General features: G+C 57.9%; 12 protein-coding genes. 8 read left to right on the top strand and 4 right to left on the bottom strand.

Going from position 1 to position 12,563, the window contains the following annotated elements:
* Positions 1-29: 29 nt before the first annotated feature.
* From EGO56_RS10920 to EGO56_RS10885, 8 genes are all read left to right on the top strand, one after another.
* Positions 30-827, top strand: a complete 798-nt coding sequence (locus EGO56_RS10920) for a GolD/DthD family dehydrogenase (protein ID WP_135909061.1) — start codon at positions 30-32, stop codon at positions 825-827.
* Between the two features lie 55 nt (positions 828-882).
* Positions 883-1,818 carry a D-ribose ABC transporter substrate-binding protein gene (locus EGO56_RS10915; RefSeq protein WP_033732417.1) on the top strand — a complete coding sequence of 312 codons (936 nt, stop codon included), beginning with the start codon at positions 883-885 and terminating at the stop codon, positions 1,816-1,818.
* A 45-nt stretch (positions 1,819-1,863) separates the two neighbouring features.
* Positions 1,864-2,475, top strand: a complete 612-nt coding sequence (locus EGO56_RS10910; protein WP_135909059.1) for a DUF2291 family protein — start codon at positions 1,864-1,866, stop codon at positions 2,473-2,475.
* 10 nt (positions 2,476-2,485) lie between these two features.
* Positions 2,486-4,018, top strand: a complete 1,533-nt coding sequence (locus tag EGO56_RS10905; RefSeq protein WP_135909057.1) for a sugar ABC transporter ATP-binding protein — start codon at positions 2,486-2,488, stop codon at positions 4,016-4,018.
* A 38-nt stretch (positions 4,019-4,056) separates the two neighbouring features.
* Complete coding sequence (locus tag EGO56_RS10900; protein WP_013357650.1) at positions 4,057-5,124, top strand: ABC transporter permease; 1,068 nt, start codon at positions 4,057-4,059, stop codon at positions 5,122-5,124.
* 11 nt (positions 5,125-5,135) lie between these two features.
* Positions 5,136-5,933 carry a glucose 1-dehydrogenase gene (locus EGO56_RS10895; RefSeq protein ID WP_135909055.1) on the top strand — a complete coding sequence of 266 codons (798 nt, stop codon included), beginning with the start codon at positions 5,136-5,138 and terminating at the stop codon, positions 5,931-5,933.
* Positions 5,934-6,108: 175 nt separating this feature from the next.
* A complete protein-coding gene (locus EGO56_RS10890) occupies positions 6,109-7,542 on the top strand; it encodes a YchO/YchP family invasin (protein ID WP_185948859.1) in 1,434 nt (477 codons plus the stop codon).
* 212 nt (positions 7,543-7,754) lie between these two features.
* Entirely contained in the window at positions 7,755-9,077 is a 1,323-nt protein-coding gene (locus EGO56_RS10885) for a methyl-accepting chemotaxis protein (RefSeq protein WP_185948858.1), read from the top strand.
* A 153-nt stretch (positions 9,078-9,230) separates the two neighbouring features.
* Here the strand turns inward: EGO56_RS10885 and EGO56_RS10880 are convergent, their stop codons facing one another.
* The 4 genes from EGO56_RS10880 to EGO56_RS10865 all read right to left on the bottom strand — a co-directional run bounded on the left by EGO56_RS10880 (position 9,231) and on the right by EGO56_RS10865 (position 12,207).
* Positions 9,231-9,431 (bottom strand): hypothetical protein, encoded by a 201-nt coding sequence (locus EGO56_RS10880; RefSeq protein ID WP_226892928.1) that lies wholly within the window; start codon positions 9,429-9,431, stop codon positions 9,231-9,233.
* A 93-nt stretch (positions 9,432-9,524) separates the two neighbouring features.
* Positions 9,525-10,019: a MarR family winged helix-turn-helix transcriptional regulator gene (locus tag EGO56_RS10875; protein WP_135909053.1), complete on the bottom strand. Its 495-nt coding sequence runs from the start codon at positions 10,017-10,019 to the stop codon at positions 9,525-9,527.
* 335 nt (positions 10,020-10,354) lie between these two features.
* On the bottom strand, positions 10,355-10,666 hold the full coding sequence (locus tag EGO56_RS10870; protein WP_135909051.1) for a hypothetical protein: 312 nt from the start codon (positions 10,664-10,666) through the stop codon (positions 10,355-10,357).
* On the bottom strand, positions 10,663-12,207 hold the full coding sequence (locus tag EGO56_RS10865; protein WP_135909049.1) for a methyl-accepting chemotaxis protein: 1,545 nt from the start codon (positions 12,205-12,207) through the stop codon (positions 10,663-10,665). The genes EGO56_RS10870 and EGO56_RS10865 overlap by 4 nt, the downstream gene beginning before the upstream one ends.
* Between the last annotated feature and the right edge of the window lie 356 nt (positions 12,208-12,563).

The raw sequence follows: 12,563 nt of genomic DNA, 5'->3' as shown, positions 1-12,563 counted from the left end.
ATCAGCAAAAAAATGAGGGGAAGAGTGGGATGAGTGGTGAATATGACGTAAACCTGCGCTACGGCGTGGATACCGCAATGAACCTGGCCGGTAAGGTGGCGGTGGTGACCGGCGGGCTGGGCGGCATCGCGATGGCGACCAATGGCATGCTGCTGGAGAAGGGCGCGCGTCTGGCACTGCTCTATCCGCCATTTGAAGCAGAGAAAGTTGCCAGTCTGCAGGCGGACTTCGCGGCCGATCGGGTGCAGTTTGTCTGCTGTGACGTTACCGATCCCGCGTCGGTGGAAGAGGCGTTTGACGCGGTGGTTGCCCACTATGGCCGGATCGATATCCTGGTCAACTGCGCAGGCTACGTGATGCTGCAGCCGGTGATTGAGACTGATTTTGCCGAGTGGCAGAAGCAGATCGCGGTAAATCTCACCGGACCTTTCCTCTGCTCGCAGGCGGCCGCACGGCTGATGATTCGTGCCGGTGCGGGCGGCAAGATTATTAATATCGCCTCCCAGGCGGCGTCCATCGCGATCGACAACCATGTCGCCTACACCTCCGCCAAAGCGGGCCTGCTGGGCATGACCAAAGTGATGGCCAAAGAGTTTGCTCCGCACCGCATCAACGTGAATACCCTGTCGCCCACCGTGGTACTGACGCCGATGGGCGAGAAAGCCTGGCGCGGCGAGAAAGGCGAGCAGATGAAAAAGCTGATTCCGCTCGGTCGCTTTGCCTATACCGATGAGATCGCCGCCGCCGTGCTGTTCTTCGCCAGCAACGGCAGCGACATGATTACCGGCGCAGATTTGATGATCGATGGTGGCTTCACCATCTGGTAAGGCCAACCCAACACCCGGGACTTCATACCCTGCCATAACGATAAGAGAGAACATCATGAAAAACCGTACCCTGCTGTGCACTGCCGTGGCTGCCTGTCTGGTTTCTCAGGCGGCGTTGGCCGCCGAAAAAGGCACCATTATGATTCTGGTTAACTCACTCGATAATCCCTACTACGCCTCTGAAGCCAAAGGCGCCAATCTCAAAGCACAGGCGCTGGGGTACAAAACCACGGTGCTGTCGCACGGCGAAGATGTGAAGAAGCAGAGCGAACTGATCGACGCCGCTATTGGTAAGAAAGTGCAGGGTATCGTGCTGGATAACGCCGACTCCACCGCCAGCGTGGCGGCGATCAAAAAAGCCAAAGATGCCGGGATTCCGGTGGTGCTGATCAACCGTGAAATCCCGGTGGATGACGTGGCGCTGGCGCAGATCACCCACAACAACTTCCAGGCGGGTTCCGATGTGGCCAACGTCTTTGTCGAGAAGATGGGGGAAAAAGGCAAATACGCCGAGCTCGCCTGTAACCTGGCCGACAATAACTGTGTGACCCGCTCAAAATCGTTCCATCAGGTGCTGGATCAATATCCCGATATGCAGAGCGTGGCGCGTCAGGATGCCAAAGGCACTCTGATCGACGGCAAGCGCATCATGGACAGCATCCTGCAGGCGCATCCCGATGTGAAAGGGGTGATCTGCGGTAACGGTCCGGTCGCGCTGGGCGCGATTGCGGCACTCAAGGCCGCCGGTCGCAACGATGTGATCGTGGTAGGGATTGATGGCAGCAATGATGAACGCGATGCGGTGAAAGCAGGCACGCTGAAAGCCACGGTGATGCTGCAGGCCCAGGCGATCGCCGCCGAAGGTGTGACCGATCTCGATAACTTCATTCAGAAAGGCGTGAAGCCGGAAAAACAGCGGGTGATGTTCCGCGGCATTCTGATTACTCCGGAAAACGCCAAAGGCGTCCAGGACTTTAACTACAAGTCGTAATTAACCGCTGCCGCGCCTGCGAAAGCGGGCGCCAGGGAGAAGAAGATGTCACGAAGAGTCTGGCTGACGCTGGTGGTCATGCTGTCAGGTGGCTGCAAAATTGTGTCGCAGCAGGAGCTGGCTGACCTGAAGAATCCCCCCAATCCGAAGATGGCCAACATCGACCAGCTCTGGCAGCAGAAGCTGGTGCCGCAGGTCCGGGCCGAGGCTAAACCGCTGGCGACGCTGATGTCGTCGCTGCAATCTGCCAAAGACTTTGACAGCGCCTGCCAGACCTACGGCTATCGCAGTCAGGCTGAGAATCCCTGTGTCTTCAGCGTTTCCGTTCGCGGCGAGGTAACGGCTGTTAATACCACTTCCCGCAGCGGAAAGATGACCGTGAAGGATGAATCAGGTGACAGTGTCACTATCCAGGTCGGGCCAATCATTCGTGGCACGGCGTTGCGCGATGTCTATAAAGGCGCGAGCTATCAGGACTTCAACGATCAGGTGCTGTTTGGTGATTACGGCAAGGCGATCAACCAGCACGCCTCAACCCTGATGCAGCAGTTCGCGCCGAAGGTCGGCGACAAAGTGAGTGTTGCTGGCGTGTTCAGCAGCTGGGACATTCCGCAACAGCTGCCGGATATCACTCCGGCTGCCATCACCCGGCAATAAGGAGCGGCAGATGCAAAATCCGCAACCGCAAACGTCCGGCGACGTGATTATCGAAACGCGCAACGTGTCGCGTCTCTATCCTGGTGTGACCGCGCTCGATCAGGTCAGCTATCGCGTTTATCGCAACAAAGTGAATGTGCTGATTGGGGAGAACGGGGCCGGTAAGTCCACCATGATGAAGATGCTGGCCGGGGTGGAAACGCCGTCGTCGGGCGAGATCCTGCTGGATGGCCAGGTGGTCTCGCTGAACTCCACCCATCAGGCGGAGAAGCAGGGGATCAGCATCATTTTCCAGGAGCTGAATCTGTTTCCCAACATGAACGTGATGGACAACATTTTTATCGCCAACGAGTTTTTCCAGCGCGGCGTCATCAATGAAAAGTATCAGTACGCGCTGGCGAAGTCGCTACTGCAGCGGCTGCAGCTTGATGTTGATCCCTATGCGCCGCTGGGCGAGCTGGGCATCGGGCATCAGCAGCTGGTGGAGATTGCCAGGGCGCTGTCGAAGGATACCCGGGTGTTGATCATGGATGAACCCACCAGCGCCCTGAGCCAGTCGGAAGTGAAAGTGCTGTTCAATGTCATCGACCAGCTAAAGCGGCGCGGCGTCACCATTATCTATATCTCACACCGGCTGGAAGAGCTGATGGAGATTGGCGATCACATCACCATTTTCCGCGATGGGCGCTTTATCAGTGAGCGCGAGGTGCGCGACGCCAGCGTGCCGTGGATTATCGCCCAGATGGTGGGCGATAAGAAAAAACAGTTCGACTATCAGCCTGCGCCACAAGGGGAAACGGTGCTGGAGGTTGAGGGGCTGACCGCGCTGCATCAGAACGGCGGCTACAAGCTGAATGAGGTCAGTTTCAGCCTGCGTAAAGGCGAGGTGATCGGCATTTATGGCCTGCTGGGCGCGGGACGCACGGAGCTGTTTAAGGGGCTGATTGGGCTGATGTCCTGTCAGTCGGGCCGGGTCCGGCTGTCCGGTAAGGATCTGGCGAAACGCAGTTTTCAGCAGCGGCTGAAAAGCGGCATCGCGCTGGTGCCCGAAGATCGTAAAGGCGAAGGGGTGATTGAACTGATGTCGGTTACTGCCAACATGACGCTTTCTGACTTCAGCCTGCGCGGTTTTCGTCGGGCGCTGGGGCTGCTGAATCCGGGGCGGGAGCAGCAGCGGGTCAGTGAGATGATCGGCCATCTGGCGATTAAAGTCAGCGATCCCGATCTGCCGGTCACGGCGCTGAGTGGCGGTAATCAGCAGAAGGTGGTGCTGGGTAAGGCGCTGATGACCGGGCCGCAGGTGGTACTGCTGGATGAGCCGACGCGCGGCATCGATGTCGGTGCCAAAACCGACGTCTATCACCTGATTGGCAATCTGGCGCAACAGGGGCTGGCCGTGATGTTCTCATCGTCAGAGCTGGATGAGGTGATGGCGCTGGCGGACCGCATTTTAGTGATGGCCGATGGCCGGATAACGGCCGATCTGCCCCGCGCAGCGGCAACGAGAGAACATCTGATCGCGGCATCAACCCCGCAGGATTAAGCGCCTGGCCCATTGGGCTAAGCTGGCCGGAGAATGTCATGAACCAAAAATATCTGCTTTATATGTACCTGCTCAAGGCGCGCACCTTTATTGCGTTGCTGATTGTGGTCGGCTTCTTCAGCGTGATGGTGCCGAACTTTCTGACCCCCTCTAACCTGCTGATTATGACGCAGCACGTCGCCATTACCGGGCTGCTGGCGATAGGGATGACGCTGGTGATCCTCACCGGCGGTATCGATCTCTCGGTAGGCGCGGTCGCCGGGATTTGCGGCATGGTGGCGGGTGCGCTGCTGACCAGTGGCATTCCGTTATGGGGCGGCAATACGCTGTTTCTCAACGTGCCTGAAGTGATTCTGGTGGTGGCGATCTTTGGCGTGCTGGTGGGGCTGATTAACGGCACGGTGATCACCCGACTGGGCGTGGCCCCCTTTATCTGTACCCTGGGCATGATGTATGTGGCGCGCGGTGCGGCACTGCTGTTCAACGACGGCGGCACCTACGCCAATCTGGTCGGGATGCCCGCGCTGGGCAACACCGGTTTTGCCCTGCTGGGTTCCGGTACCGTGCTGGGCGTGTATCTGCCGATCTGGCTGATGCTCGGCTTCTTACTGCTTGGCCTCTACCTGACGCGCAAAACCCCGCTGGGCCGTTACATCTACGCCATTGGCGGCAATGAGTCCGCCGCGCGGCTGGCGGGCGTGCCGATTATCAAAGTGAAAATTTTTGTTTACGCCTTTTCCGGCCTCTGCGCTGGTCTGGTCGGGCTGGTGGTGGCGTCTCAGTTGCAGACCGCACACCCGATGACCGGCAACATGTTTGAGATGGACGCCATCGGTGCCACGGTGCTGGGCGGCACGGCGCTGGCGGGCGGGCGTGGGCGGGTGTCCGGCTCGATTATTGGCGCGTTCGTGATCGTCTTCCTGGCGGATGGCATGGTGATGATGGGCGTCAGCGATTTCTGGCAGATGGTGATTAAAGGTCTGGTGATTGTCACAGCCGTCGTGATCGACCAGTTCCAGCAACGTCTGCAAAGCAAAGTGGTGCTGCTGCGTCGCCATGAAAAAAAGCAGCAGGCAGTGCCTCTCACTGATATCCGTCACAGTTAACAGGAGCGATTATGAGCCGCGAACAACGTGGAAAAACAGTAGTGATTACCGGTGCCTGTCGCGGCATCGGTGCCGGGATCGCGGCGCGATTCGCCCGCGATGGGGCCAGGCTGGTGATGGTGTCGAATGCCGATCGGGTCTTTGCCACCGCTGACCAGCTTTCGCAGCAGTATGGCAGTGAGATTCTGGCGCTGCAGGTCGACGTCACAGATGAAGCGGCGGTGCAGCAGCTCTATCAGCAGGCCTTTGAACGCTTTGGTCAGATTGACGTCTCGATTCAGAATGCTGGCGTGATCACCATTGACCGCTTCGACACCATGCCGAAAAGCGACTTTGAACGGATTCTGGCCGTGAACACCACTGCCGTCTGGCTCTGCTGTCGTGAAGCGGCGAAATATATGGTGAAGCAGGGCAGCGGCAGTCTGATTAACACTTCATCCGGGCAGGGACGACAGGGCTTTATCTACACGCCGCACTATGCCGCCAGCAAAATGGGGATCATCGGCATTACGCAGAGTCTGGCGCTGGAGCTGGCACCGTGGGACATTACGGTCAACGCCTTCTGTCCCGGCATCATTGAGAGTGAGATGTGGGATTACAACGATCGCGTCTGGGGCGAGATCCTCAGCAGCGAGGAGAAAACCTACGGCAAAGGTGAGCTGATGGCGGAGTGGGTGAAAAACATTCCGCTGAAGCGTGCCGGTCAGCCGGAGGATGTGGCCGGGCTGGTGGCGTTTCTGGCTTCAGACGATGCGCGCTATATCACCGGACAGACAATTAACGTGGATGGCGGCTTAATCTTCTCCTGAGGATGCCAGAGATAACCCCGGGCCTGCTGCACAGCAGGCCTTTTTTTGTGCCAGACTTTTCTGGTATATGCACAATTTTCCTCTGCTGTCCTGCATCGCCGTCACAATATGTTAAGGTAACTGTCAATGAATTTGACTTTATCGCAGCAACAAATCAATCAACGTGCCGGGTGACATGATACGGAAAACAGGGGTTCTCTCTTTGATTGCGCTGTCGCTCTCTGCCTTGCAGAGCGCCCGCGCGTTTCAGACTGAAACGGCAGTGTCAGAAACGCCGTTCGACAATCCTGCGCGCTACAGTGAGTCGCTGCCGACGCTTGGCAGCACCCGCGACGAGGATGAAGCGTGGAGCAAAAAGCTGGCAGCCGTGGCAAAAAGCATCGGTGAGGCGAGTAACAACAGCGACAGCAATGTGACGTTTGGCCAGCAGGCGGGCGTCTGGGCCTTCAATCATCTGCGCGATGAAGTGGCCGACCGGGTCGAGAGTGAAGGGCAGTCACTGCTTTCCCCTTACGGCACCGCGCAGCTCGATCTGAAAGTCGACATGAACGGCAACTTTGCCGGCACGGGCGGCGATCTCTTCAGCGCACTGGCCGACGAGAACAGCCTGCTTACCTTCAGCCAGCTTGGCCTGCATGATACCGGCGAGGGTCTGGTCGGCAATGCGGGACTGGGACAACGCTGGGACGCCGGTAACTGGCTGCTGGGCTACAACGGCTTTGTCGATCATGTCTTCAGCAGCGGACTGCAGCGCGCCTCGGTGGGGACTGAGGCCTGGAGTGATTCGATGCGTTTCTCTGCCAACTACTATCAGCCGCTTTCCGGCTGGAAAAATCTGGGCAACTCGCAGCAGCAGCGCATGGCGCGCGGCTATGACATCACCAGCCAGAGCTATCTGCCCTTTTATCGTCAGCTGGGCGTCTCGGTGAGCTATCAGCAATATCTGGGTGAGAATGTCGATCTGTTTAACAGCGGCAACCGCTATCACAATCCCTCCGCTATGTCGTTTGGCCTCTCTTACACGCCGGTGCCGCTGGTGACGCTGTCTGCCACCCACAAAACCAGCAGTGCCGGTGAAAGCCAGGATCAGCTGGGGCTGAAACTGAACTACCGCTTTGGCGTGGCGCTTAGCCGTCAGCTTGATGCCGGTAACGTCGCGGAAGCGCGCTCCCTGCGCGGCAGCCGTTACGATACCGTGACCCGCAGCGATACGCCGGTGCTCGCATTCCGTCAGCGTAAAACGCTGTCGGTGTTCCTGGCGACACCTCCCTGGCAGTTAAGCAGTGGCGAGAGCCTGCCGCTGAAGCTGCAGGTGCGCGCCAGCAATGACATCAAGGCAGTAAGCTGGCAGGGTAACACGCAGGCGCTGAGCCTGACGCCACCGGCTAATAACGCCGATCCGCAGGGCTGGAGTGTGATCTTACCGCAGTGGGATCCGTCGCCAGACGCCAGCAACGAATACCGGCTGTCGGTCACCCTTGAGGACAGCAAACAGCAGCGTGTCACCTCTAACTGGATCACCCTGAAAATTGAGCCGCCGATGGCCATGGATGCATCCCCACAGAACGATCGTTACGATTTAATGGCACCCACCGGCACGGCGCTCTAGCGGACACCTGCCAGCACGGCGCTCTGGCGGGTAAATCCGGCCGGCGCGGTGCATGGCACGTCCACCAGAAGTGATCACAGGCTAACGTCAGGCTTATGTGTCAGTAGTAACATCATGTTGCAATCATCAGCCGCAACTATTGCAGCGATGCGTAAGGGACGCCGGCAAAATGCCGATAACAAAAGCAATTCCACCGCTTACTGGTCCTGCTGATGCGCCTGAGTTTACTGAAATATCTTGTCCCTTCTTTTCTCCGTCAGCGTGGCCTGCACGCCGCCGCGTCATTCCGATCGCTGGGGCGCGCTATGCCCGTGATTGAGTTCACGCCTGAGGGCATTATTCAGAAAGCCAGCCCGCTCTTTCTGGCGGCCATGGGATACCGGGCGGACGAAATTGTCGGTCAGCACCACAGCATGTTCTGTCCGCCCGCGCTGGTGAACTCGCCAGAATATCGTCGTTTCTGGCAGCGTCTGGCGGCAGGTGAAAGCTTCAGTGATAAATATCTGCGGCTGGCTAACGGCATGCGGCCAGTCTGGCTGGAGGCGAGCTATATTCCGGTGACTGACCGGCGCGGACGGGTATTCAAAATCGTGAAAATAGCCGCGGATATTTCAGAGAGAATGCAGTCATCACTGGAGCAGGAGTCGATTATCAATGCGATCAGCCGCTCCATGGCCGTGATCGCCTTTAGTCCTGACGGCCACGTGCTGGAGGCAAATGATAACTTCCTTAAGGCTACCGGCTATCAGGCTGCTGAAGTCACAGGAAAGCATCACCGGCTTTTCTGTTCGGATGAACTCTCTCAGAGTGAGGAGTACCGGCAGTTCTGGTTGAGGCTGAATCAGGGCGAGTTCTTTTCAGGCCAGTTTCCCCGTCTTAACCGGCGTGGCGAACCGCTCTGGCTCAGGGCCACTTACAATCCGGTATTCAACAGCGATGGACAGCTTACTAAAATTGTTAAATTCGCCACCGATGTGACGGAACAGGTGCTGCGTAATCAGCAGGAATATGACGCGGCGTTAAATGCCTGGAACATGGCTGTCCAGACGCGGGGAAGTGCACAGGCGGGCGCGGATGTTATCGACAACAGCATTCAGATGATCAGCCGGATTGCTGAAGAGATGAGCGTGGTGTCGGCAGACGTCACGCGCCTGAACAGCCAGTCTGACAGCATTGATGGCATGGTTGAAACCATCCGGCGCTTTGCCATGCAGACCCGCCTTATTGCACTGAATGCCGCCATTGAAGCGGCGCGCGCAGGCACGTCGGGCCGCAGCTTTGCCGTCGTGGCGGCAGAGGTTCGCAGCCTGGCGGCCAGCGTCAGCAGTGCGACCGAAGAGATTGAGCGGGTGGTAGCAGGGAATAATCAACTGGCCAGAGAGGTGCTGCGGGGAATTGAAACTTCGCTGGCGAACACCGGTCAGGGGGTACTGCTGATGCGTGAGGCGGGAGACGTGATCGCCAGCATTCAGAGAGATTCAGAGCGGGTTGAAAGCGCCGTCAGAGACGTTGCCCGGGCGGCGCATAGCGAATAACGACGTCTGAACCGGCCGGATAAACAGGGCCGGTGAAGGCGTGGCCCTGAAGAACAGGGATTCATTGGGCCAGGTCCGGCGTTGTTACGAACAGGAGAATAAGGAACGGCGGATGTGACGCTTATCTTAAAAGCGTCGCTCAGCCCGGCAGGGTCAGTTAACCAGTTTCGTCACGACACGAACGGCTCTGGCGTAGACTTCTCTCTGACCGTTGACCGATCGCGCTTCCTGTTGTTTCAGAAACGCGATGATTTCCTGTATGCCTGCCGTCTTGCCTGACTTCAGCAGGCTGGAAACAGCCTGTCCTACCACGGCATGGACATCATCCATATCCGCCGGTTTATCGGTGCTCAAAAGAAACTCCAGTGCAGCAATTCTGCTGAAAAGCATCTGAACGGACAACGCTTCGGTGATTCAGCCTGCCCGCACGTTTATCAAAAGCCAGCTTCATGGCAGGGCCTTAAGCAGTTTTTCCCGCAGCGTGGCAACCTGGGTCGTCAGTTCACCAAGCTCACTGCAGGCGGTATCCATTACGGAGACCATATCGGCCGGGACGCCCGCCGCCGCGACTTTGAGCTGGTGCCCCTGTTCCGTCAGGGAGACCACAACCCGGCGCTCATCCTTCCCGGTGTCACGCTGCCGACAGATGATGCCTGCGCTCTCCAGCCGCTTCAGAAGCTGACTGAGCGTGCCGGAATCCAGCCGGACGCGCGCGCCAATATCGGAGACGGTCAGGCCATCTTTTTCCCACAGCACCAGCAGTACCAGATACTGCGGATAGGTCAGCCCCAGCGGTTTCAGCCGCGACTGATAGAGCTTTGTCATGGCGAGCGATGCGGAGTAGAGCGCAAAGCAGAGAAACTGGTCGATGGTTTCAGGCGCTGCATTGGCGGGAGAAGTATCAGCGATCCCCACGGTTTCATCATTCATATCTTTACTCATTCTCAGTCCGGGGCAGGAGAGCCAGACCACCGGCGGCTTGTCAGCCCTGGAGTCTTGCTAAGCGTGTATCGGGAAGATGCGGACTGCGGCAGCATCTCTTGTCGGGTGTCAGACATCCAACTTACAGGCGCTTTCGCGGCGAGAGGAAAAGCCGTTGGCTGCGCCTCCGGGTGAAAGGTGGCTCAGTATTGAGTCAAATTAAATTGAAGTCAACATAACCGGGAGTAGCCCCTGGCACACAACGTGCGCCAGGGGCAAAACGGCTGATATTTGCCGCAATATTTCAGCGTTTAACGCAGATGCGAATGTCGCACACTGTCAGCGCCACGATCCGGTCATCGGGTAATGACCGCGCAGCGCAGAAAGTTATCCATGACCGCAATCATTCTTCCTACTGCCAGCAGGTCAGCGGCCAGTAGCAGGTCGCTGCGCACCAGTTTATCCATCAGGGCGCGGTCACTCATGTGCGCCTGAATCCGGCTGTAAAGCTCGGTCAGATGTATCCAGTTATTGGCGAAGGTATCCACGCTCAGATACTCCCCTTCGCTGAGCTGCTGCAGCAGAATATCCACATCCTGTTTTAGCCCGCTGATGCGGCTGATAAGATCAGCCGTATCGGCGGAACGGTGTCCGCCGGGAAGATTCATACGGTGAAGGTCCCGACCATGCCACGCAGGTCGCGCGCCTGCGCCAGCAGGGACTGTGACGCAGAAGAGGACTCTTCTACCAGCGCGGCGTTATTCTGCGTGACGCCGTCCATCTGACTCACCGCAATGCTGACCTGGGAAATACCCTGCATCTGTTCACCGGAGGAGAGTGAAAGGTTGTCCATGGCATCGGCCAGTTCACCTACGCGGCTGACAATTTTCAGGATGCGCTCACCCGTTCCTGCGGCCACCGTGACACCTTCCTCGACCTGCGTCACCGCCTGCTCAATCAGTTGCTTGATGTCGCGTGCCGCAGTGGCGCTGCGCTGGGCCAGCGATCGGACTTCGCCCGCGACCACGGCAAATCCGCGACCGTCTTCCCCGGCACGTGCTGCTTCTACTGCGGCGTTAAGCGCCAGAATATTGGTCTGGAAAGCGATGCCCTCAATCACCGACGTAATGTCACGCACCCGCACGGCACTCAGCGAAATGTCATGCATGGTTTCTGACAGGCGCTGAACATCCGCTTCGCCTGCATGAGCCAGTGTGGCGGCCTCACGCGCTGAACCCGCCGTCTGCTGCGCGCCTGCCGCATTGCTTTTTACCGTGGCAGTGAGCTGCTCCATGCTGGCTGCGGTTTCCTGCAGCGCAGCAGCCTGCTGCTCGGTACGGGATGACAGCTCACTGTTGCCCTGGGAAATCTCATCGGCCGCCAGCGCCACCGAAGCGGAAGCATCCTTGATTTGCGTTACCAGCCCGCGAAGATTGGTCTGCATACCGCTTAACGAAGCAAGCAGGCTGGTGCTGTCGCCACCGCGCAGCGTAACTGCGGAGGTGAGATCGCCAGCCGCGATCGCGGCAGCCAGCGCCTGTGCCTGAACAGGTTCACCGCCCAGCTGACGCATCAGCATACGCACAATAAACGCGCAGGTGGCGACCGCAGCCAGCACGGAGATCGCTGCCAGGATGATCAGTATCCAGGTGGTGCGGGCGATAGCGTTCCCGTTTTCCACCACCGCATCCCGGCTGTTGCGCATCTCCAGCTCAGTCAGATCGTTGATCGCTTTAAGCAGAGTCTGCTGCGCAGGACGCGCTACGGTTAACAGATAGTCGGTAACCTCCTGCTGACGGTTTTCCAGCCCGAGCTTCCCGGCGTTCATCAGGGTGGATAACGCGGCCTCTTCAGCAGATTCAATTCTGCTCATCGCCTCGCGTCCCGCGGGGCCAGCGTCAGTCTGCATCATGCGCGACAGCGTTTCACGATTGCTGATGTAAAGCGCCCGCTGTTTTTGCAGACGTTCCCATTCTGGCTTCATCGCAACAGGGTCGGTCATCAGGGCCAGGTTACGCACCGCAATGGCCATATCCCGCACGCCGCCACGCATATCCAGCACGGTCTGGTACTTTTTCAGCCGGACATTGACCACCTCGTCCATGCTATTACGGGCGCTGTTCAGCGCCTGAATCGCGGTACCGGCACAAATAATAAACAGCAAAATCAGCAGGCCAAAACCTGCGCTAAGGCGCGTTGAGATTTTCATCGTTCTTCCGGAAGAGTTCGTTGTGTAACCCGGTATCGGCAGCCGGAGAGGGTTCTGTAGGGTTGTGCTTAACTAAATTGAGCACTATTTAGTTTTGTGCGACAAAATTACGATCTGCCGGAATGTCTCCCATGCAGTCAGACCGCCGGTAATAAATAAAAAAGTGTCGTGCTTCCAGGCTTTTTCACGCAAATTTGCGCAACGACTTACAGCAGCAATAACAGGGCAAACTCTTGTTAATTCGTAAGTTCACGTCCCTTACTTAGTATGTCCTGATGCGCTGTGTGGTGTCCCACCTTCCCGGTCGCATAACCCGTCGAAACCGTCGTAATGCATAAATATAACCGGACCGGCCT

Source organism: Pantoea vagans (assembly GCF_004792415.1).
Lineage (GTDB): Bacteria > Pseudomonadota > Gammaproteobacteria > Enterobacterales > Enterobacteriaceae > Pantoea > Pantoea vagans.
This window is presented reverse-complemented; position numbering and strand designations above follow the sequence as displayed.

Excerpts from the sequence above, each read along its gene's own strand:
- EGO56_RS10865 (WP_135909049.1), bottom strand. The coding sequence starts at position 12,207 with ATGAAAATCTCAACGCGCCTTAGCGCAGGTTTTGGCCTGCTGATTTTG.
- EGO56_RS10895 (WP_135909055.1), top strand. The coding sequence starts at position 5,136 with ATGAGCCGCGAACAACGTGGAAAAACAGTAGTGATTACCGGTGCCTGT.
- EGO56_RS10920 (WP_135909061.1), top strand. The coding sequence starts at position 30 with ATGAGTGGTGAATATGACGTAAACCTGCGCTACGGCGTGGATACCGCA.
- EGO56_RS10890 (WP_185948859.1), top strand. The coding sequence starts at position 6,109 with ATGATACGGAAAACAGGGGTTCTCTCTTTGATTGCGCTGTCGCTCTCT.
- EGO56_RS10875 (WP_135909053.1), bottom strand. The coding sequence starts at position 10,019 with ATGAGTAAAGATATGAATGATGAAACCGTGGGGATCGCTGATACTTCT.
- EGO56_RS10905 (WP_135909057.1), top strand. The coding sequence starts at position 2,486 with ATGCAAAATCCGCAACCGCAAACGTCCGGCGACGTGATTATCGAAACG.
- EGO56_RS10915 (WP_033732417.1), top strand. The coding sequence starts at position 883 with ATGAAAAACCGTACCCTGCTGTGCACTGCCGTGGCTGCCTGTCTGGTT.
- EGO56_RS10910 (WP_135909059.1), top strand. The coding sequence starts at position 1,864 with ATGTCACGAAGAGTCTGGCTGACGCTGGTGGTCATGCTGTCAGGTGGC.
- EGO56_RS10885 (WP_185948858.1), top strand. The coding sequence starts at position 7,755 with ATGCGCCTGAGTTTACTGAAATATCTTGTCCCTTCTTTTCTCCGTCAG.
- EGO56_RS10870 (WP_135909051.1), bottom strand. The coding sequence starts at position 10,666 with ATGAATCTTCCCGGCGGACACCGTTCCGCCGATACGGCTGATCTTATC.
- EGO56_RS10900 (WP_013357650.1), top strand. The coding sequence starts at position 4,057 with ATGAACCAAAAATATCTGCTTTATATGTACCTGCTCAAGGCGCGCACC.